The organism is Haladaptatus sp. CMAA 1909, from assembly GCF_043952005.1.
Lineage (GTDB): Archaea > Halobacteriota > Halobacteria > Halobacteriales > Haladaptataceae > Haladaptatus.
The window spans coordinates 2823184-2843864 of sequence record NZ_JBIOAV010000001.1; the positions used below are offsets into that span (position 1 = coordinate 2823184).

General features: G+C 62.1%; 20 protein-coding genes, 1 tRNA gene and 1 pseudogene. 14 read left to right on the forward strand and 8 right to left on the reverse strand.

The features are described 5' to 3' along the window. Positions 1-32 precede the first annotated feature (32 nt). Positions 33-780: pseudogene (locus ACGYLY_RS15290) on the reverse strand (DUF91 domain-containing protein). Positions 781-861: 81 nt separating this feature from the next. On the opposite strand from ACGYLY_RS15290, the gene ACGYLY_RS15295 reads away from it, so the two are divergent. Beyond that, positions 862-1524 (forward strand): HAD family hydrolase, encoded by a 663-nt coding sequence (locus ACGYLY_RS15295; protein ID WP_395284088.1) that lies wholly within the window; start codon positions 862-864, stop codon positions 1522-1524. On the opposite strand, the gene ACGYLY_RS15300 is transcribed toward ACGYLY_RS15295, so the two are convergent. Then, positions 1493-3835: a DEAD/DEAH box helicase gene (locus ACGYLY_RS15300; protein ID WP_395284087.1), complete on the reverse strand. Its 2343-nt coding sequence runs from the start codon at positions 3833-3835 to the stop codon at positions 1493-1495. The genes ACGYLY_RS15295 and ACGYLY_RS15300 overlap by 32 nt on opposite strands. 419 nt (positions 3836-4254) lie before the next feature. On the opposite strand from ACGYLY_RS15300, the gene ACGYLY_RS15305 reads away from it, so the two are divergent. From ACGYLY_RS15305 to ACGYLY_RS15325, 5 genes are all read left to right on the forward strand, one after another. Beyond that, on the forward strand, positions 4255-4530 hold the full coding sequence (locus tag ACGYLY_RS15305; protein ID WP_395284086.1) for a hypothetical protein: 276 nt from the start codon (positions 4255-4257) through the stop codon (positions 4528-4530). Between the two features lie 172 nt (positions 4531-4702). After that, positions 4703-5914: a threonine ammonia-lyase gene (gene ilvA, locus ACGYLY_RS15310; RefSeq protein ID WP_395284085.1), complete on the forward strand. Its 1212-nt coding sequence runs from the start codon at positions 4703-4705 to the stop codon at positions 5912-5914. A 69-nt stretch (positions 5915-5983) separates the two neighbouring features. Beyond that, the gene (locus ACGYLY_RS15315) at positions 5984-6364 is read left to right on the forward strand and encodes a Rid family detoxifying hydrolase (protein ID WP_395284084.1); all 381 of its coding nucleotides are present in this window, start codon (positions 5984-5986) and stop codon (positions 6362-6364) included. A 2-nt stretch (positions 6365-6366) separates the two neighbouring features. Further along, the gene (locus tag ACGYLY_RS15320) at positions 6367-6555 is read left to right on the forward strand and encodes a hypothetical protein (protein WP_231186294.1); all 189 of its coding nucleotides are present in this window, start codon (positions 6367-6369) and stop codon (positions 6553-6555) included. A 42-nt stretch (positions 6556-6597) separates the two neighbouring features. After that, positions 6598-6679, forward strand: a tRNA-Ser gene (locus tag ACGYLY_RS15325). Between the two features lie 385 nt (positions 6680-7064). On the opposite strand, the gene ACGYLY_RS15330 is transcribed toward ACGYLY_RS15325, so the two are convergent. From ACGYLY_RS15330 to ACGYLY_RS15340, 3 genes are read right to left on the reverse strand one after another with little or no spacing between them, the layout of a single operon-like run. After that, positions 7065-8411 carry an ABC transporter ATP-binding protein gene (locus ACGYLY_RS15330; protein ID WP_395284083.1) on the reverse strand — a complete coding sequence of 449 codons (1347 nt, stop codon included), beginning with the start codon at positions 8409-8411 and terminating at the stop codon, positions 7065-7067. Further along, on the reverse strand, positions 8408-9433 hold the full coding sequence (locus tag ACGYLY_RS15335) for an ABC transporter ATP-binding protein (protein WP_395284082.1): 1026 nt from the start codon (positions 9431-9433) through the stop codon (positions 8408-8410). Before ACGYLY_RS15335 ends, ACGYLY_RS15330 begins: the two co-directional genes overlap by 4 nt. Then, on the reverse strand, positions 9430-10635 hold the full coding sequence (locus ACGYLY_RS15340; protein WP_395284081.1) for an ABC transporter permease: 1206 nt from the start codon (positions 10633-10635) through the stop codon (positions 9430-9432). Before ACGYLY_RS15340 ends, ACGYLY_RS15335 begins: the two co-directional genes overlap by 4 nt. A gap of 303 nt (positions 10636-10938) precedes the next feature. Here ACGYLY_RS15340 and ACGYLY_RS15345 point away from each other — a divergent pair, with 303 nt between their 5' ends. The 7 genes from ACGYLY_RS15345 (at position 10939) to ACGYLY_RS15375 (ending at position 17540) form a co-directional block, all read left to right on the forward strand. Beyond that, entirely contained in the window at positions 10939-11895 is a 957-nt protein-coding gene (locus ACGYLY_RS15345) for an ABC transporter permease (protein WP_395284080.1), read from the forward strand. Positions 11896-12011: 116 nt separating this feature from the next. Further along, positions 12012-12629 carry a CAP domain-containing protein gene (locus ACGYLY_RS15350; RefSeq protein ID WP_395284079.1) on the forward strand — a complete coding sequence of 206 codons (618 nt, stop codon included), beginning with the start codon at positions 12012-12014 and terminating at the stop codon, positions 12627-12629. 72 nt (positions 12630-12701) lie between these two features. Beyond that, positions 12702-13262: a hypothetical protein gene (locus ACGYLY_RS15355; protein WP_395284078.1), complete on the forward strand. Its 561-nt coding sequence runs from the start codon at positions 12702-12704 to the stop codon at positions 13260-13262. A 290-nt stretch (positions 13263-13552) separates the two neighbouring features. Continuing rightward, positions 13553-15202: a thermosome subunit beta gene (gene thsB / locus ACGYLY_RS15360; RefSeq protein ID WP_395284077.1), complete on the forward strand. Its 1650-nt coding sequence runs from the start codon at positions 13553-13555 to the stop codon at positions 15200-15202. Positions 15203-15271: 69 nt separating this feature from the next. Continuing rightward, positions 15272-15430: a hypothetical protein gene (locus ACGYLY_RS15365; RefSeq protein ID WP_395284076.1), complete on the forward strand. Its 159-nt coding sequence runs from the start codon at positions 15272-15274 to the stop codon at positions 15428-15430. 159 nt (positions 15431-15589) lie between these two features. Continuing rightward, on the forward strand, positions 15590-16222 hold the full coding sequence (locus ACGYLY_RS15370) for a hypothetical protein (RefSeq protein WP_395284075.1): 633 nt from the start codon (positions 15590-15592) through the stop codon (positions 16220-16222). A 331-nt stretch (positions 16223-16553) separates the two neighbouring features. Continuing rightward, positions 16554-17540 (forward strand): ornithine cyclodeaminase family protein, encoded by a 987-nt coding sequence (locus ACGYLY_RS15375; RefSeq protein WP_395284074.1) that lies wholly within the window; start codon positions 16554-16556, stop codon positions 17538-17540. 24 nt (positions 17541-17564) lie between these two features. On the opposite strand, the gene ACGYLY_RS15380 is transcribed toward ACGYLY_RS15375, so the two are convergent. Both ACGYLY_RS15380 and ACGYLY_RS15385 read right to left on the reverse strand, forming a co-directional pair. Further along, entirely contained in the window at positions 17565-19496 is a 1932-nt protein-coding gene (locus ACGYLY_RS15380; protein ID WP_395284073.1) for a hypothetical protein, read from the reverse strand. A 263-nt stretch (positions 19497-19759) separates the two neighbouring features. After that, positions 19760-19987, reverse strand: coding sequence for a hypothetical protein (locus ACGYLY_RS15385; RefSeq protein ID WP_395284072.1), 228 nt, complete (start codon positions 19985-19987; stop codon positions 19760-19762). 119 nt (positions 19988-20106) lie between these two features. Here ACGYLY_RS15385 and ACGYLY_RS15390 point away from each other — a divergent pair, with 119 nt between their 5' ends. Beyond that, positions 20107-20346, forward strand: a complete 240-nt coding sequence (locus ACGYLY_RS15390; protein WP_395284071.1) for a hypothetical protein — start codon at positions 20107-20109, stop codon at positions 20344-20346. Between the two features lie 40 nt (positions 20347-20386). Here ACGYLY_RS15390 and ACGYLY_RS15395 read toward each other — a convergent pair whose 3' ends face one another. After that, positions 20387-20662 (reverse strand): hypothetical protein, encoded by a 276-nt coding sequence (locus ACGYLY_RS15395; protein ID WP_395284070.1) that lies wholly within the window; start codon positions 20660-20662, stop codon positions 20387-20389. Positions 20663-20681 lie beyond the last annotated feature (19 nt).

The following is a 20681-nucleotide window of genomic DNA, read 5'->3' on the forward strand; positions in this document are numbered from 1 at the left end:
AAGGCACTGCGACTTTTCCACGGGAGAAGTCATCACTCGACCGGCGACGCCTCCCGAAACTCCGAACAGTTCGTGTTCAAACACCGCCGCCCGGACCGCGTCCGAAACACCGGAAGGCCACAATCACACGAGTCCACAATCGTTCCGTTCGGAACCCCGAAGCCGGTGTCGCAATCGGGATAACGGTCGCACCCGGATGATGCCGCCGCGGCGTAAAATTCGCACGTCAGCACCGCATTCCGGACAGTTCCATCCGCGGTCGAATCGCTCCCGAACGGCGTCCAGAACGGTGCCGCAGTCACGGTCAATACAGAGTTCGAACGTCGCTCCCTGTTCGACGTGCATGGTCGGCAGACCGCAGTCGCACGTGTCGTCGCCGATACTGGCGTGGCGCGGAATCTGGTACGCTCGACGACAGCGTAGACAGGAAACCGTCCCCTTCGCTCGCGTCAGCGTGCCATCGCAGTGCGGACAGGGTCCGACCGGAATCCCGGCGACGGACCCCGGATAGCGGGAAATTCCGTGGCAGGTGTGACAATCGACGCGGACGCGGCGGTCGGCGGTCGCTGCCACGAGCGTAAAGGTATCCCCGTCGAGCGAGGCGTGAGCGGTTTCGGCGCGGGTGAGCCACTCCACGGGCTGGTAGCCGTCCACGTCGTGGACGAGCAGGGTGTCGTCGGGTTTGAGCAGGGCGACCATCTCGCCGCGCCGCCGTTCTTCCGTGTCGCCATCGGTCGTAATCGTACAGTCGCCGGCGAACACGCGAATCGTGTCGGTCATGGGCCGGTTTGGTCGCGGGTTCGGATTTAAATCTTCGGGCGAAGGGTTTTGGGGGAAACGGGAGAACAAAGGAAGACAGAAATGCAGGAACCCAACGCTGTGTTGTTCGACATGGACGGCGTCATCGTGAACTCCGAGGACTTCTGGGTGGAACTCGAAGAGGAGACCATCTTCCCGGAGGTGGGCGTCGACGACATCGAAGATGACGAGATAACGGGGATGAACTATCGCGAAATCTACGACTATCTGGACGAGGAGTACGGAACGGACGTGACGAAGGAGGAGTTCGTCGCCCTCTACAACGAAATCGCCGAGGACCTGTACGGCGAGCACGTCTCGCTGATGGACGGCTTTCACGATTTGCTCGACGGCCTGCGTGACGACGGCGTGGACGTCGCGCTCGTCTCGTCGTCCCCGCACGACTGGATAGAAATCGTCACCGAGCGCTTCGATTTGGAGTTCGAGGAAGTCGTCAGCGCGGACGACATCGACGCGCCGGGCAAGCCGGAACCCGCCATCTACGAATACGCGGCCGGACTGCTCGACTATCGAGCGGACGAGTGTGCGGCGGTCGAGGACTCGGAAAACGGCGTCGAGTCGGCGGTTCGGGCCGGAACGTACTGCGTCGGCTACCCGAACGGCGCGAAGGAACTCGACCTCTCGATGGCGGACGTGGTGGTCTCCTCGCCCGCCGAGTTGCGGGAGGAGTTGCTCACTCGACCCGCACGGACCGAGCGTCGGTAACCGGAAGAAGGGGAAGGTCGGGAAACACCACGCTGACGGTGAACTCCATCTCGTCGTCGGTGCCGCCGAAGACGCCGACGGGGACGGTGGCCTCTCCGTCGAGGTAGGTCGATTTCGTCGTCATCTCGACGCCGTTGACGGTCACGTCGATGGCGGCCTGTTCGCCCTGCCCGTGATTTCGCACTGTCACTTCGCGCATATCGTTCTCGCCGCGGCCGATTCGAGTGGGGAACGACCCCCACTCGACTTTCACGTCGGGGAGTTTCCGCGCGCTCGCCTCTACCTGTTCCGCGACGCCGTCGGTGAGACCCGCATCCACGAGTCCGTCGACGCCCGCGTCACAGACGTCGGCGGGCGTTTCGAGGCCTTCCGTCGCCAGTTTGCTCGCTCTCCCCGCACCCACGCCGTCGATGGCGGTGAGGCCGACCGAACTCTTCCCGACGCCGTTCTCCACGCGGGCCTCGATTCTGGTAACGAGGTTCGCGGCGAACGGCCTGTCGAGTCGCTTCAGGAACGCACGGAGTGCCGCGAACAGCCTGACGGCGTTCTGCTGGATGACCCACGCGTCGCTCCTGAGGTCGCCCGGCGTCGACCCCGTCATGCTGGACCGGAGGATGGCGAGGACCTTCCGCCCGCCCGCTTCGAGGTCCCCCGAGTCCTGTCCGACGAGGACGGAGTTGATGGCGTCGCGTTCGGACTGACGGGAACTCACGCTGTCGAACTCGGCCGCACCGGCGACCGTTTCGAGGATCTTCGACGCGTCGATTTCCTCGGTTTCCGCGAGACGGCGGAACCGTTCTGCCGTGTTGAGGTTGAGGTAGAACTTCGAGGCGAGCACGGCGAGCGCCGTGCCCTCGATTTTGAGGTCGTCGCCCTGTTCGACGAATCCGCGCGAGACGAGGCGTTGAAGGGTGCTTCGGACACGCTCGCGGTGGTTCTCGAAATCGTACTCGTCGGGCTTGCTCTGGGCGCGGACGTAGTAGAACGTCGTCCTGAGCCACGACATCACGTCGTCCAAGTCCGAGATGGTCCCCATCGCGATTTCGGCGTTGAGGTGTGAGTCCAAATCCTCGGCCAGTCGGGATTCGATTTCCTTGCCGTCGCGCAGCAGTTTCCGGTACTTGTCCGCGTCGTTGAAGTCGCAGACGACCCACCCGTAGCCCACGTCGTCGTAGCCGGGACGGCCCGCCCGCCCGAGCATCTGAAGCACGTCGAGCGGACTCATGTCCACCTCGCCTTCGAGCGGGTCGTGCAGTTTGGTGTCGCGCAAAACGACGCAGCGAGCGGGGAGGTTGACGCCCCACGCGAGCGTGGATGTCGAAAAGAGGAGCTGAATCTTTCCCTGCTTGAACCACTCTTCTACCCTATCGCGGTCGTTTTTCGATAGGCCGGCGTGGTGGAACGCCACCCCGTCGAGGACGGAGTTCCGGAGGGTTTCGTTGCGCAGTTCCTGCGTTTCGGTGTGGAAATCGTAGTCGCCGCGAGCGCCGATAGGGATGTCCCGCTCGCCGATTTCGTCGCGGGCCTTCTTCGCCGCCTGCACGGTGTCCTGCCGCGAAGCGACGAAGACAAGGGCCTGCCCGTCGTCGCGGATGTGCGGTTCCGCGAGGTCCAGCGCGCGGTACAGCCTGCGGTACTTGTCCGCGAAGGAGTTGTCCCCGTGGGAGTACGTCTTCACGTCCGCGTGCAAATCGACGGGGCGGTAGTCGTCCCCGAACTCGAAGGTGGTCTCCGGCGGCGCGTCGAGCCAGTCGGCCACGTCGCTCACGTTCGGCATCGTCGCCGAGAGCGCGACGACGCGGGGGTCACAGAGGCGGCGAAGGCGCGAGATGGTCACTTCGAGAACTGCTCCGCGCTTTTCGGAATCGAGGAGGTGCACCTCGTCGATGACACAGCAGTCGATGTCCGTGATGAACGAGTAGCGAGCCGAATCGTGTTTTCTGGTCGCCGAGTCGGTCTTTTCGGGCGTCATCACGAGGATGTCGGCGCGCTCGGCGCGTCGTGGATTCAAATCGCGTTCGCCCGTGACGACGTAGACGGAGTAGCCGAGGTCCTCGAACCGCTCCCAGTCGCTTTCCTTCTCGTTCGTCAGCGCCCGAAGCGGGGCGATGAACAGCGCGGTTCCGTCGTCGCGCAGCGCCTTGCAGATGGCGAGTTCCGCGAGGGCCGTCTTTCCGCTCGCCGTCGGCGCGCTGGCGACGACGTTTTCCTCGCTGTCGAGCAGCGCGGGAAGCATCTCGCGCTGCATCCGGTTGAACTCCTCGAAGGCGAACGCCTCCGCGAACCCTGGAACCGCCTCGGAGACCTGCATCGTTTCGTAGGGGGAGTGGGGAACAGAAAGGCGTTTCTGTAGCGGGTCGATGAGAACGATGGTCGTACCCGACTCGCTACGACCACCGAAATACCCGTATTCCGGTATTTCAAACGATTCTTTGAGCCATGCCAAAATAGTTGTCACGAGCGGTACTGATATGCCCTATGAGACGACGGACCGTTTGTGCGTCGGTTGGCGGAGCAGTAGCTTTTCTCTCCGGTTGCAGTGGTGTCCCCACCGAATTCGGAAGCGGTACGTCACTCGATACCGGCAGAATTGAAAACGCCGAATTCGAGGCCGATACTCACATGGAACCGCTGTTCGATTGCTGGCAGGACGGGATCACGGTCGCTCTGATGCCAACGAAAAGACGGGTTGCGGTTGCGGGACAGATCGAGAGCGGGGGACGGAGTTGTATGGAGACGACGTTGGAGACGGTCGGAATCGACGAAGAGTCCGAGACGCTCGTCGTCGTGGTCGCCGACAGGAAAAAGCAAGGGATGAGCGGATGCACGATGGAAGAAGCACTGGTCAGATACGACGCGACGGTAACGCTGAAGGGAGACGTTCCGAACCGGATCCGGGTTCGACATCGAAGCGAAGAAGCGGGGGACGACCGGTACTCGCTCGATGAGACGGTCGTGTTCGAAGAGGGAACGAGCGACCGAAGGACGGAATCGGTGCCCTGTTGAACGGCGTCCAACCAGCATCGATTTCGACGGACGACCCTCCTTGAGGGAGAAATATGAACCGACGGGTTATTTGCCAGACGTTCACTCAAAACAGACTTTCGTCCACTAACCGACACTGAATCCGCCGCGCTGGTTCCCAAACGATAAAGCGTCGCAAAAACTACCGACAACCATGCTAGAGCTCGAAAACGTGCTGGCGGCCCGGGACCGGGTGGCCGAGACTGCCCGGCACACGCCGCTCGATTATTCTCACACGTTTACTCGGATGACGGGGGCGGAGGTACACTTGAAACTGGAGACGTTCCAGCGAACGGGGTCGTTCAAGATTCGCGGCGCGACCAACCGCATCATGACGCTTTCGGAGGCCGAAAAGGATGCCGGCGTCGTCACGGCCAGCGCGGGAAATCACGCACAGGGCGTCGCGCTCGCGGCGACGCGAAGCGGAGTCGATTCGAAGATCGTCATGCCGAAGCACGCCCCGATTTCGAAGGTCCGTGCGACGGAGAACTACGGCGCGGAGGCGGTGCTGTACGGCGAGGATTACGACGAGGCCGCGGGGCACGCCCACGAAATCGAGGAGACTGAGGGACGAACCTACGTCCACGCCTTCGACGACGAGCGGGTGATGGCCGGACAGGGAACCATCGGACTGGAGATCATGGACGACCTGCCCGAGGTGGACACCGTCGTCGTCCCCATCGGCGGGGGCGGCCTCATCAGCGGCATCGCGACCGCCATCAAGGGGAAAAATCCGGACGCACGGGTCATCGGCGTGCAAGCGGAAGGCGCGTCCAGCGTCGCCGACTCGCTCCAGAAAGGGTCGGTACAGACCCTCGACAGCGTGGACACCATCGCGGACGGCATCGCCACGCGCTGTGTGGGTCAGCGGACCTTCGACGTGATAGACACGCGCGTGGACGAGGTCGTCACCGTCTCCGACTCCGAAATCGCGGTGGCGCTCGCCTACCTGCTCGAACGGGGAAAGACGCTCGTGGAGGGCGCTGGTGCGGTACCGCTTGCCGCCCTCCTCGAAGGGAAGTTCGAGTACGCGGACGACGAGGTCATCGTCCCGGTCCTGAGCGGCGGCAACATCGACATGAACCTCCTCACGACGGTCATCGTGCGCGGGTTGGTCGAAACCGGCCGCTACGTGAAACTCAAGACCGTCCTCAAGGACCGTCCGGGGTCGCTCCGAACGCTTCTCGACGTCATCGCCGACGCACAGGCGAACATCTATGCGATCCAGCACGACCGCACCTCGCGCGACATCGGGATGAACGCGACGGAGGTCGAACTCGACCTCGAAACCCGCGGACCGGCACACGTGGAGGCGCTTCTCGACTCGCTCCGCGACAACGGATTCGACGTGGAAGTTCTCGTGTAACCTGCAATTCGTTTGATTTTTCGTCGCCTATTGACGTAGGTTTAAGTTCTGGGAACCGAAGTCACCTGCATGAAGCGAACCATCAGCACGCAGGATGCACCGGAGGCGGTCGGTGCGTACAGTCAGGCGACCACCAACGGCGACATCCTGTTCACCGCCGGACAGATACCGATGACGCCCGACGGCGATCTCCTCGATGACGAGGAAATCGCGGTCCAAACCCGCCAGAGTCTGGAGAACGTCAAGGGCATCCTCGAAGAGGAGGGCCTGACCATGCAGGACGTGCTGAAGGTGACAGTGTTCATGGACGATATCGGGGATTTCGACGAGATGAACGAGTCGTACAAGGAGTACTTCCAGGACAATCCACCGGCCCGAAGCGCCGTCGAAGTCGCCAACCTGCCGAAGGGCGTCGGCGTCGAAATCGAGGCCATCGCCAGCACCGAATAACCGTGGACCCCCGCGTCAAGGCCAGTCTCCTGTGGGGCGTCGTCGGCGTCCTCTCGTTTCTCGTCCTCCTGCAAGGCTACGAACTGCTGACCGACTACCGCTATTCGGTAGCGGTGAAGGCAGGGGCGACGCTCATCGTGGCGATCGGCGCGCCGATTCTCAGCTACGTCGCAGACGGGGTACTCGATTAGAAAAGAAGGGTTTAAAACCGACACGGGGTAACGAAGTGATAGGCCGGGATGGCCGAATGGCAAAGCGCACGCCTGGAAAGCGTGTTCCCGTATGGGATTCTGGGTTCAAATCCCAGTCCCGGCGTATTTCTCCGCGAACAAGACCGTAAGCACCGCGTAGCGTGTGCTTACGGCGACTGGAGCGAGAAATCGCCGAGGGGTTTGAGCAGACGAGTCGCATGCCCGGGAGCGCACGGAGTAAGTGACACGGAACGTCTCGACGAGTTCAAATCCCAGTCCCGGCGTTTTCGAGTGAGCTACCCGATGAGCACCCGCTCCACGGTGCTCATCGAAGCCGCGAACGGGAAAACGTCATACTGGATTTGAGCAGACCGGACATGGCCCGCGTAGCCGAACGAATGTGAGGTGAGCAGGAATGTCCGGGCGAGTCCAAATCCCAGTCCCGGCGTATTTTCCGTGAACAAGACTGTGAGCGCCGCGGAGCGTGTTTTCGGACCGGCAACGGGAGTTCAGTCCACCGACGCCCACTCCCATTCCTTGTCCGGTTCCGTCGCCGAATCGTGTAGGTGGCAGGCCGCCGGGTGTCCGGCACCGGTCGCCCGCTCCTCGGGCGACTCACGTTCACAGACCGTCGAGAATTTCACGGACAAGCGTTCGTCCGCAGCGGCCACGTCCCCGGAAACGATGTCCGAAAGCGCGGCCGACAGCACCGCTTCGGCCTCCGAATCGGACAGTTCGTCGGGAATGTTGTACTCCTCGCGGAGCGCGGAGCGGAGTTGGACATCGGAAACGGCTTCCTCCGTTTTCGCTTCACCACGTGCGACTGCCAGCCCTCGGAGCGAACCGAGGTCGATGTCGTCCTCCGCAACCGCACCCCTGAGGTCCATTACTGACCGCCACTCGTCCTGTTCGAAGTCGTATGCCTCGGGAGGGATGACCACCGGGCAGCGTGGATGAAACCGACACCCGGACGGCGGCGAGGCGGCGTCCGGCACGTCGCCGCGGAGGGGGACCCGGTCAGTCGCCGCGTCCGGGTCCGGCGTCGGAATCGCCGAGACGAGCGCTTGCGTGTACGGATGCTGTGGATCCCGAAACAGGTCCTCCGTCGGGCCGCGCTCGACGATTTCGCCCAGGTACATCACCGCCACGCGGTCACAGATCTCCCGGACGACGCCCATGTCGTGACTGATGAGGAGCAACGAGAGGTCGAACGTGGACTGCAAGTCCGAGAGAAGGGCGAGGATTTCTGCCTGCACGGACACGTCCAGCGCCGAAACGGGTTCGTCCAACACGAGCAAGTCGGGGTTCAGAATCAACGCCCGCGCTAACGCCGCACGCTGTTTCTGTCCCCCCGAGAGTTCGTGTGGATACCGGTCGAACTCCTCCGCCGAGAGGCCGACGCGGGAGAGCAAATCCTCGGTTATCGTCCGGCGTTGCTCGGCGTCGGTCATGCCGTGAATCGAGAGCGGTTCCGCGACCGATTCGCCGATTTTCATCCGCGGGTCGAACGTCGTCGTCGGGTCCTGAAACACCATCTGCGCGCGGCGACGGAACGACTTGGTTTGGGCGCGGTCGAACGCGCCGATGTCCTCGCCGTCGAACGCGACCGTCCCGTCGGTCGGGTCCTCCAGCGACAACAGCGTCGTCGCGGCCGTCGATTTGCCGCTTCCGGACTCGCCGATGAGGCCGACCGTCTCGCCGGGGAAGACGTCGAAGTCGATGCCGTCCACCGCGTGGATTTCGCCCGTCTCCTTCCGGGTGATACCCTCGGTGAGGGGATACAGCTTTTTCAGCCCGCGAACTGAGAGCAACGCCTCGGTCGCCGTCGCCGTTCCCGCGGGGTCGTCTTCCTTCATCGACCGTCCTCCACTGTCGGTGCGGGTTCGTCGCCGAGAACCACCGAGGAGTCGCGGTCCCCGCGGTAGAAGACGCACGAAACCTGCTGGGAGTTCGTCACGCCGTGGAGTGGCGGTTGTCCGCGTTCCGTACACTCGTCGGTCGCGTGTGGACACCGCGGATGGAAGCGACACCCGGACGGCGGTGAAACGGGGTCGGCTATCGACCCGCCGATGGGTCGTAACGCCCCGCCACGGCCGGGGAGACAGTCGAGAAGCGCTTGCGTGTACGGATGAGCGGGTCGGTCGAAGACGTCGTGGACGGTTCCCCGTTCCATGACCTTCCCGGCGTACAGGACGACCACGCGGTCCGCGATTTGAGCGACGACGCCGAGGTCGTGGGTGACGAACAGGATCGCCATGTCGCGTTCGGCCTGCAAGTCCGCGAGCAACTCCAGGATTTGGGCTTCGATGGTCACGTCGAGCGCCGTCGTCGGTTCGTCCGCGATGAGCAGGTCCGGTTCGCCCGCCAACGCCATGGCGATGACGACGCGCTGGCGCATCCCGCCCGAGAACTCGTGCGGGTAGTCGTCCGCCCGAACCTCGGCTTTCGGAATGCCGACCCGGTCGAGGAGTTCGACCGCGCGGCGACGGGCCGCCGCCTTGCTCACGTCCCGATGATAGCGAACCGACTCGGCGACCTGTCGCCCCACGCTGTACACCGGGTCAAGCGCGTTTTGCGGGTTTTGAAAGACGTAGGCGATGCGGTTTCCCCGTATCTCGCGGAGTTCGCTGGACGAACAGTCTCGGATGTCGTCGCCGTCGAAGACGATTCGACCGTCCGCGATGTCGCCCGGCGGCGTCGGAATCAACCGGGTTATCGACTCGCAGGCGACGGTCTTTCCGGACCCGCTCTCGCCGACGAGACAGACCGTCTCCCCTCGATTCACGTCGAACGAAACGCCATCGACCGCTCTGACGGTGCCGCGGGGAGTTTCGAACGTCGTTCGAAGTCCCGTAACGGAGAGGAGCGGGTCGTTCATAGTCCCTCCCGCGTTCGCGGGTCGAGAATCTCGCGGAGCGCGTCGCCCAAAAAGCTGAACGAGGCGACGGTGAGGACGAGGAACACCACCGGAACCACCTCCGCCCACCAGAGGAACGTCGGGTGGAAATCGTTGTGGAAGGCGGCGTAGACGAGGTAGCCCCACGAGTTCTGCCCCTCGCCGTGGAGTTTGAAGTAGCCGAGCATGGCCTCGATGAGGAGCAGCGTCGGAATCTGGAGCGTCACGGAGACGAGGACGGTACTCGAAACGTTCGGGAGGAGGTGGTCGCGGATGAGTCTTCGGTGGCCGCTTCCCGCACCCTTCGCGGCGCGGATGAACCCGAGTTCGGACTTCTGGAGCGCCTCGCTTCGAACGAGTCTGGCGGTGCTTCCCCAACTCAACAGTCCGAAAACGCCGATCATGAGCAGGATGCTCCCGCCGTACAGCGCTTGTAGGAGGAGGAAAACGAACAACGGCGGAATCGCCTGCTGAATATCCACGTAGCGCATCAGGACCTCGTCAACCGTCCCGCCGAAGTAGGCCGCGACGGTCCCGACGGCGGTCGCCAACGGAGCGATGAGCGTCGCACTGATGAGCGTGACTTCGAGTGCGACGCGCATGCCTTGGAGGATTTCGACCAGCAGGTCCTCCCCGCTTCCGGTGGTGCCGAGCGGATGAACCAGGCTTCCGTGGCACACGTTGTCCGCGAGGGTGCCGACACAGCGAGTGATGCCGATGCCGTAGAACGGGACGGTCAACCCGAACGGTGGCTGATACGGCGTGATTCCGTACCTGGACCCGTCCGCGGCCACCATGGCGTCGCGAATCGGGGACAGAAACATCGGCGCGATGAGTCCGGCGAGGAAGAAGAGGACGAGATAGCAGAGGCTGGCGACGGCCACCGGATTCGTTTTGAGTTGATCCCACCGACGGCGGGTGAGGTCTCGATTCCGAAAGAGGGGGAGGAGAGCGAAAAAGAAGAAGACGGCGAGCGAAAGCATGAATATCCAGTCCAGCGCGGTCACGTTCCACTCCCAAAGGATCGGGTCGGTATCGGGGAGGAAGAGGAGGTCGTAGAGGAATCCGATAGCTAGCGCGAGAGCGACGAGCGAAAAGGCCGCCGTTCGCCCGGCTATCCCCCGTGAACTGCTCGTATACTCGTTCCACTCTATCGTGTCGAACGTGTCGTTTCGTGTAGCCATGGGCGGTCGAATCCTGTCCTCGCGTCTCGCGCTGCAGGGTGCGATTCTTCCGCAGACGAGACAATTGAATGACAGACTAATGCTAGCAATGTAACAGGAGTATAAAAAACGTCGCCCTCGTTTCATGGGTGTTCGCGGAAGGCATCGGATACGTCGCGTAGTTTGTAGCACAGGAAACATTTATTCGAAGGGGACGAATTGTGCGTACTACTACCATGGACGTGGTGAGGCGGACGACCCGCGAGACGGGACCGATAGCGTCGGGCAGGAACGAACTATCGTGGTCGCGGGAGGAATCATAACGTGCGTCGATACATCGCCAAACGAGCGCTCTGGACGGTGTTCGCGGCGTACCTCCTCCTCTCATCCATCTTTTTGGTTTACGCGTACGCGCCCGACCCCAACCAGAAGACGGCGGGACTCCTTACGGGGATGAACGGCGGGTCGGTCGAGATGGCGGAACACGCCTACGGTGCCGCGAGAAACTACGACGAACCGATACTCGACCGGTACGTGAAGTGGATAGTCGCGTACACGACGTTCGACTGGGGTGAGAGTATCAACGGGACACCCGTCACGGATCTGTTGGCCGATACGCTCCCGCTCACGCTCGTCTATCTGCTCCCCGCCATCGTGTTGTCCACCGTTCTCGGGACGTTCATCGGCCTGTACTCGGCGGTCCACCAGCACGGCTACGTGGACCGTCTCGTCACCGCCGTCACGTATCCGGGGCTGGGAATGCCTGGCTTTTGGCTGGCGAGTTGGTCATCCCTCATCGTCCTCGAACGGGTGAGCATTCAGGCGTCGTACTTCGACATGCGGTACGGACTATGGACGCCCCAAAACCTCCCGTTCATGCTGCTCCCGATATTCGTCGTGACGGTCACCCTCCTCACGGTACAGATTCGGTACGCGCGGTCCACGTCGCTCGAATACGTACCCGCCGAGTTCGTGAAGACGCTGCGGGCAAACGGCGCAACGGCGTGGGATGTCGCACGACACGTGCTACGAAACGCGGCGTTGCCGCTCGTCTCGCTCTTTTTCACCGAAACGCTCACGATGCTGTTCATCACGATTCTCGTCGTCGAGATGGTGTTCGGCATCCCCGGCTTCGGTTCGCTCGCGTTCAAAGCCATCAAAAGCCGCGATGCGGGGCTCATCCTCGCGACGACGATGATTCCCATCCTCATCGGACTGGCCGGAAACTTCGTACAGGACGTGGCGTACGTGCTCGTGGACCCCCGTATCGACTACGAGTAGGCCGTATCGACCCGTATCGACTACGAGTAGGCCGTATCGAACCCGCGGTCGTCGGCGCTCGAACCGCCTCGACCTGCCCGGACATTCATCTTTGCGGGGGTCGAAGGGGGGAACCAATGCGCTCGCTCCTCCCCGTCGCCCTCGTCCTCCTGACGGTGCTGTTCTTCGGGTCGTACTTCGCCGGCTATCACGTCCCCGGCGAGCGAACGCTCGATTCGGCACAGGGCGCACGAGTGGTCGACGTCCCACAGGACCGACCGGGACGGCTCACCGACCCGCACGAGACGCGGTTCCGTCGGTGGGTCGAATTCTACATCCACGTCGCGGTAAATAGGCAACGGACACAGCGAGGATTGGCCCCGCTCGAATTCGACGCGGCACTGCGCGACATCGCGCGGGGCCACAGCGACGATATGGGTCGCAATGACTACTTCGCACACGTTTCACCGTCAGGCATCGACCCCGGCGACCGCTATCGGCGGGCGAACTATCACTGCCTCCGAGGTGCCGGGGAGAACATCGCGTACACCTACTTCGACCGACGGGTACGAACCGATAGCGGGGACGTCGTTCGATATCGAACCGCGAAGGAACTCGCTCGCGGCGTCGTCTCGCAGTGGATGCACTCGCCCGACCATCGGAGGAACATCCTCTCGAAGCGATGGCAGCGCGAGGGACTCGGCGTCTATCACACCGAGAACGGGCGAATATACGCGACGGAGGACTTCTGCTGAGCCAGGTCCAAAAAATTAAATAGTTCGAGAGTCGTCTCAAAGACGAACGTTCGCCGTGTGCGAAACGACACAATGACTGAACGAGCCGATGGAGTGAAGAAAGCCGAACTGTCGAGAGACGTCATATTCCAGATTCTAAGTAATCAGCGACGACGGTACGCGCTCCACTACTTGCGGCGAAACGAGGGGCCGGCCGAGATAGGGGACCTCGCGACCCAAATCGCGGCGTGGGAAAACGACGTTACCGTCGAGGACGTGACCTCACAACAACGCAAGCGGGTGTATAATACGCTTCAACAAGCCCACCTCCCGAAACTCGATGAGACCGGATTCATCGACTACGAACCCGCACGCGGAGAGGTCACACTGACGGACAGGGCGAAACCGCTGAACACGTATCTCGAAATCATTCCGGACAACAACCTCCCCTGGTCGGAGTACTATTTCGTGCTGGGCTGTATCAGCCTCACGCTACTGACGGGGGCGTGGTTCAACGCGGGACCGCTCGGCCACGTTCCGGGCATCGGGTGGGCAGTCGGACTCGCCGCGCTGGTAACGATTTCCGGTGGCGCTCATATGTACTATTATCGGAACCTCCGACTCGGACATTCGGAAGTGCCCGAAGAGAAGTGACGGTGTAATCCATGAGAATTGGAGAAGGAATCGAACGAGACCCGAGCGGACGCGCCGAGCGAGATGGAAAACGGGCGGGAACGGTCGAAACCCACGGGGATCGGTGTATATAAATAGAGGTTCGAAAAGCGGTTCGAGCCAAAAGAGCCGTGTTAACTAACGACATAGGTATTTCTCTCCTCAACCGCCGTATGGTGATTTTCCGATTTCTGATTCGGCCGAACCGTTTGCCGTGATCGGTGAGTGGATAAAGATTTATATAGAAGCACAAACATAGTCGCTCTTGTACTATGAGTCAGCGCATGCAAGGTCAGCCGATGATCGTAATGTCCGAAGATTCCCAGCGAGTCAAGGACAAGGACGCGCAGGAACACAACATCACCGCGGCGCGAGCGGTTGCGGACGCTGTACGCTCCACACTCGGCCCGAAAGGGATGGACAAGATGCTCGTCGATTCGATGGGCGACGTCACCATCACGAACGACGGCGTGACCATCCTCAAGGAGATGGACATCGACAACCCGACGGCCGAGATGATCATCGAAGTCGCCGAAACCCAAGAGGACGAAGCGGGTGACGGTACGACGACGGCCGTGGCGGTCACGGGCGAACTTCTCAAGAACGCACAGGACCTTCTCGAACAGGACATCCACCCGACGGCGGTCATCAAAGGGTTCCACCTCGCGAGCGAGAAAGCGCGCGAGGAGGTCGACGACATCGCGGACGAGGTCGACACCGACGACGAGGACCTCCTTCGCAAAGTCGCCGAAACCAGCATGACCGGCAAAGGTGCCGAACTCAACAAGGAAGCCCTCAGCGAGATCATCGTCGACGCGATCGGGGCCGTCACCGTCGATGGGACGGTCGACCTCGAATACGTCAACATCGAGACGCAGACCGGCCGCTCGGCCGGCGAATCCGAACTGCTCGAGGGAGCGGTCATCGACAAGGACCCCGTCCACGACAACATGCCGACCGCCGTCGAGGACGCGAAGGTCCTCCTCCTCAACGAGGCCGTCGAAGTCGAGGAGACTGACGTCGACACCGAAGTCTCCATCAACGACCCCAGCCAGCTCCAGAACTTCCTCGACCGCGAGGAATCCCAGTTGAAGGAGAAGGTCGAGCAGATCAAGGACACCGGCGCGAACGTCGTCTTCTGCCAGAAGGGCATCGACGACCTCGCACAGCACTACCTCGCCAAGGAAGGCATCCTCGCCGTCCGCCGCGCGAAGAAGAGCGACATCAAGTTCCTCCGCGAGGTCCTCAACACGACCATCGTCTCGGACCTCGACAGCGCCTCGGCGGACGACGTCGCCGAGGGCAGCGTCACCCGCGACGAGAGCGACGAACTGTTCTACGTCACGGGCGGCGACGACGCACACGGCGTCACGCTCCTCCTCCGCGGCTCCACCGACCACGTGGTCGACGAACTCGAACGCGGTATCACGGACGCGCTCGACGTCGTGGCCCAAACCGTCAGCGACGGCCGAGTCGTCTCCGGCGGCGGTGCCATCGAAGTCGAACTCGCGTCCCGACTCCGCGACTACTCCGACAGCGTCGAAGGTCGCGAACAGCTCGCAGTCGAAGCGTTCGCCGACTCCCTCGAACTCGTTCCGCGCGTGCTCGCCGAGAACGCCGGACTGGACTCCATCGACACGCTCGTGGACCTCCGTGCGGCCCACGAGGACGGCGACAAGCGCGCCGGACTGAACGTCTTCAGCAGCGACGTCGAGGACACCTTCGAAGCCGGAATCGTCGAACCGGCTCACGCCAAGGAGCAGGCGCTCTCCAGTGCTACCGAGGCCGCGAACCTCGTCCTCAAAATAGACGACATCATCTCGGCCGGCGAACTCTCCACCGACAAGGGTGGCGACGAGGGCGCTGGCGGCCCACCGGCAGGCGGCATGGGCGGCATGGGCGGTATGGGCGGCGCGATGTAACACGACCTTTTACGACGGTCAGATGACGGCGACTTCGGCGACGGCCGCCGAAGTCGCCGTCGCTTCCCTGTGAAAGCTCGACCAAAAGCACTCCTCCCGGACGGCGCAACGCGCCGTCCGGTCGTCGGCCCGCTCGCTCCGGAATCGCTTCGCTCTTCCGTGCTCTCGTTCACTCCGTTCACGAGAACTTCGCTCGCGGAAGGGGGACGGGTCACAACCGCCGACTGAATCTCCATCCGAAGAATCATCGTCGATTAAACTCGAACCGATTTTCGAAGACCTGTACCTGATAGCGGTACGTTTTCGGTACAGTCACTAGTTCTAACAGGTCGTTTCGAGAATCGTGCCAGAATCCCTATTCTCGTGCCGTGAAGAGTCGAAAGTACCGTGTCTACACCGAAAGACAACGCGGACGAGAGCGAGGTACAACCACGAGAATTCGGTCGCCGCCGTCTCCTCACGGCCGGTGCTGGAATCGCCGTGAGCGCAGTCGCAGTTCCCACTCTCAGCAGTACCGCGGTCGCCCACTTCCCGCAGAAACTCGACATCGACGTGAAACCGGATAGCGAATCGAACGAAATCGATCTCGGCAGTCGGGGCGTCGTCCCCGTCGCCGTCCTCCAGACCGACGCGTTCGACCCGACCAGCGAGGCGGTTCGATATCGGTTCGGCGCTCCGGACGCCGTCGCCGACGGCGGCGGAGCGTGCCCGATTCACGACGGACACGTCGAAGACGTGGATGGGGACGGAAACGACGACGTAGTGCTCCACTTTTCCGTTGCGGATGCCGAATTCGACGCTGGCGAGGCGGAGGCCGAACTCCGCTGGGAGCGGGACGAGTCCGGCGAACACGGGTTTTCCGGCCGGGATTCCGTGCAAATCGTGGGTCGCGGCGACGAAGATGGGGGAGAAGACGACCCGATGGACGGGAGCGAAGGGGGCAAAGGGAGCGGACACCAGCACGAGGACGATCGACAACACCAGCACGAAGGAGCAACGGACGACGGAAACGGGTGCTAATGAGGTAATCGAGGTTTCTACGAAACCGCTCCCGTCGAGCGGTCGTCACCCGCGAAACGAAAATCGACCCCTGTCAGATTTTCGTCCCAACCGCAGCCAAGGAATCATCTATTGGATTCGGATTTATTTTTGAATCAACGTCGAATCGGGACTTGATTGCCAGACTAGAATGCAACCGAACCGTCAAAAATGAATTCTGTTTGAACGTCCCCAGCATTAATAATCTCAGAACATCCTTCGAAATATTCTCGAAATCACCACAGGAGAGCGGGATAGCGGTCAAAAATCGGTAAAAGATGGAACTAAGTGGGAACCGCGTTTCCCTCCGACCATGGAGACACTCCTGCTCAATCAGGATGCGGTCGACGAGAACACGCAGATGCCCGAACTCATTCGGGCCATCGAGGACGCCTTCGCGGCGTACGCGCTCGGCGACGCGCAGATGCCAGCGAAGTCCTACATCGACCTGCCCCAGTACAACGGCGACTTCCGGTCGATGCCCGCCTACCTCGACGCGGACGGCTGGGACGCGGCCGGAATCAAGTGGGTCAACGTCCACCCCGACAACCCGGAGTCGTTCGACCTGCCGACGGTCATGGGCACGATGATCTACAGCGACCCCGAGACGGCGTTCCCGCTCGCCATCATGGACGGGACGGAACTCACGATGAAGCGCACGGGCGCGGCCGCCGCCGTGGCGACGGACCACCTCGCCGTCGAGGACGCGACGAGCATGGGTCTGGTCGGCGCTGGCGTCCAGTCCTACACGCAACTCGAAGCCATCTCGAAGATTCGTCCCATCGAAGAGGTCGTCATCAGCGACTTGGACGACGAAGCGGTCGCAGAGTTCATCGACTACTTCAGCGACGAGTTCGACGTCCGCTCGGGGTCCATCGCGGAAGCGGCCTCCTGTGACATCCTCTCGACCGTGACGCCCGTCGAGACGCCCATCGTTTCCGCCGACGCTGTCGGCGACCACACCCACATCAACGCGATGGGTGCCGACGCCGAGGGCAAACACGAACTCGCGGACGAGCTCCTGTTGAACGCGAAACTCGTCATCGACGACCACGCCCAGACCACCCACTCGGGCGAAATCAACGTCCCGTACAACGAGGGGACGCTCACGGACGACGACATCCACGGCGACATCGGCGACATCGTCATCGGCGAACTGGACGGGCGCACCGATGACGACGGCGTGACCGTCTTCGACAGCACCGGCCTCGCGATTCAGGACGTCGCGGCCGCCCACGTGGTCTACGAGCACGCGAACGAGAACGACAACGGCTATCCCTTCGACCTTCTCGGGGTCTAATACGACCCGGTCGGGGTCTCCGTTTCAGGTGTTTATTTTTGGACCGAGCGCGTTATCGACGACGGAGTTCGCGCTCGCGGTGAGCGTCGAATCCGCGGCGACTTCGTAGCCGTAGCCCGCAGAGTTGCGGATGGTACTGTGCTGAATCGAGAGACGCGACCCGTTCGTGACCGCCACGTTCGCGTATTCTTTGGCGTTCCAGAACTCTCTCCCCCCACCGCCGTACTCGACGATACAGTAGTGAAGCTTGTTTTCGGTGCGATTCGTGTCGTCGAAATAGATGCCCCGCCAGTAGCCTCGAGTCTGCTGTTCGCCCGTGAACGTGATGGGTTCGTCCCCCGTTCCGACCGCCGAGAGGATGCCACCGTCGAGCAGTTTCAGGCCGCTATCCTGCCCGAATTCGAGGGTCGCGCCGGGTTCGATGGTCAGCGTGCCGTACACCGATACCGTGCCGGTATCGACGAAGTAGGGGACGTCGATGGCGTCCCATGTCACATCGAGGTCCGTGCCGATGTCGTCGTGCTGCCAGACGTACACCCGATCCGTATCGTTGCCGGCGTAGGTTCCGGTGTCCGAAAGGAAGTGAGCGCGGTCGTCGCGGACGTAGCCCGCTCCGTTCGCGTTTCGGGTCACGGTGTTGTTCACGAACGAGTCTATCGTCACGTCCTCGGCGAAGTTGAAGCCGTATCCTCCGCTCTCCCGAAGCGTGGTGTTCGTGATTCGAGCGCGGGCACCGTCACCGACGACGACGTTCGCGTGGGTGTCGCCGCTCCAGTATTCCTTCCCGCCGCCGCCGTATTCGACCACGCAGTTTTCGATGACGCTCGGAACGCGGTCCGACGTCTCGAAGTAGAGGCCGCGCCAGAATCCGCGGGTCTTCTGCTCGCCCGTGAACGTGATCGGCTTGGATTCCTCGGTGTCGGGGTCGATACCGGCGGCCGTCAACTGGGACGAATCGGAGACTTTGAGGCCTGCTTCCTGTTCGAACGAGAGCGTCGTCCCGAACTCGATGGTCAGGTGGGCGTCCGTGCCGAGTTCGACGAGTTTCGAGACGCGATAGCGGGCGTCGAGGGCGCTCCACGTCTCGTCGAACCCGTCGCCGAGTCCGTCGTGGCCCCAGATGTGAACGACATCGTCGTCGTTTCCGGTGTACGTCCCGGACCCGTCGATATGGTGGGCGGAAGCGTCGCGGACGAACCCCGCACCCGCGGCGTTTGCGGTGACGGCGTTTTTCGAGAAGTCGTCGACGTGTACCTCCGATCCGAAGGTGAACCCCCACGCTCCGCTCTCGCGGAACGCGCAGTTCGACGCCGCGATTCGGGAGTTTCCACCGACGGCGAGGTTCGCCTCGACGTCTGCCTGCCAGAACTCGTCCCCACCGCCAGCGTATTCCACGACACAGTAGGCCATCTCGTTCGGTTTGTTCGAATCTTCGAAGTAGATGCCCCGCCAGAACCCGCGAGTCTCTTGCGCGCCGGTGAAGAGCACGGGGCGCTTACACGTCCCCTTGGCGACGAGCGTCGCGTCCGTGGCGATTTTGAGCCCCGCGTTCTGTTCGAAGACGAGTTCGGTTCCCGATTTTATCGTGAGCGTCGCGCCGGTGACGTCGACGGTCCCGCTGACGACGTACCGACCGCAGTCGTCGCCGAGCGTGGTGTTTTGGTCGATGTCGGCTTCGAGTCGCTGTGGGTCGGGTACCTCGGGAAGGATGCCGGTACAGTCCCCGAAGGCGACCCGTTTTCCGTCCGACGGCGCATCGGTTTCGGTCCCCGGTGTCGTTCCGTCCGCGGTCGTTTTCGAGGGGGAACCGTCCGTCGCTTCCGACGTCACCGCCTCGGCCTCATCTCCCGTCGAGAGCGAGCTACACCCCGCAAGGCCGTTCGTGAGTGCTCCCGCACCGATGGTTTTCAGTACCCGTCGCCGCTGCATTTCCGTTTTCGATAGTTCGTCTGTCATGAGATATCGTTTCGACCGCCAGTGGCGCGAGAGTAGCAGATTTCCTATAGTTCCGCGCCGAATACGCGCCCTGGCCCGTGAATAGAGATATCAGTGTCGTTTTATATACGCACTGAGCGGAACGATTTCAGGATGTGGAAAGATACGCCATCGTGAACGCGGACGGGGCGTGAAAAGCGAAGAACCGGACCGCTAGCTGGCAGTTGTACCGCGAGGAGTTCAGAAGCGGGATTCGTCCGTCACCGAATCCCGTCGTCCGTTGGTTACTCCTCGTCTCCGATCGGTGCCCGTCCGGCGAGTTCGTCGGTCAGTTTCGAGATGACCCACACGATAATCAGGAACGGCAGGAGCGGAACCAACAGTACGAGGAGCCCCAGAAACATGGCGAAGCCGATGGTGTTCATCTCGCTATCCGAGTGGCCACGGAAGGGCGGCGTGACGGTTCGTAGAATCTTCGTGACGGGGTGGTCCCCCGAGTCCCCCTGACTCATGTGGAAACGAGCGACGGGCTAAATCATAAGCGTTCGCACGGCACAACCGCTTTGCGGGTTCGGTTCCAGATTCAAGACGATAAATCAACCTCGGAACGCGTTCGTCGCCGTCGTCGGAGGTGTGCTGGCCGTCGCCGCCTCGTTCGCCGTCGCGGGGCGGACACCGAGTTTCGTCGGGGCCGAAACTCTCCGGAACGGACGTGTGGCGACAGTGGCGGTTCCAGTGGAAACCAACGGGTGGTAAACACGAAATCGCGGTCAGAGCCGTCGATGGAGACGGAACGGTTCAGCCCGAAGAGTTCCGAAGCGCGTACCCGAACGGACCGGCGGGGTGGGTATCGCGGACGATAGAGACGTGACAGGGAAAGCGGACGGGCGGTGGGGTAGTTGGGTCGTGAGCTATTCGTCGGCGAGTTGGTCGGCCCGGACGATGACGTACAGCAGGATGATACCGGACCCGACGGCGAGGATGAGCTGTGTTAGGAGCGTGAACAGGAGTTCGAAAAGGGAAGCCAACCCGAGGATTTCGAACAGGGTGATTTGCAGGAGTATCGGGATGAACGCGACCACGCCGACGGCCACGACGAGTTTCGCGAGCGGGAGCGCTTCGTACAGTAGTTGATTCGTATCGATTTCCTCCTCGGGGGCGGTGAAAAACGGTCTGTCGGACGACATACCCTCACGATGAAAATTA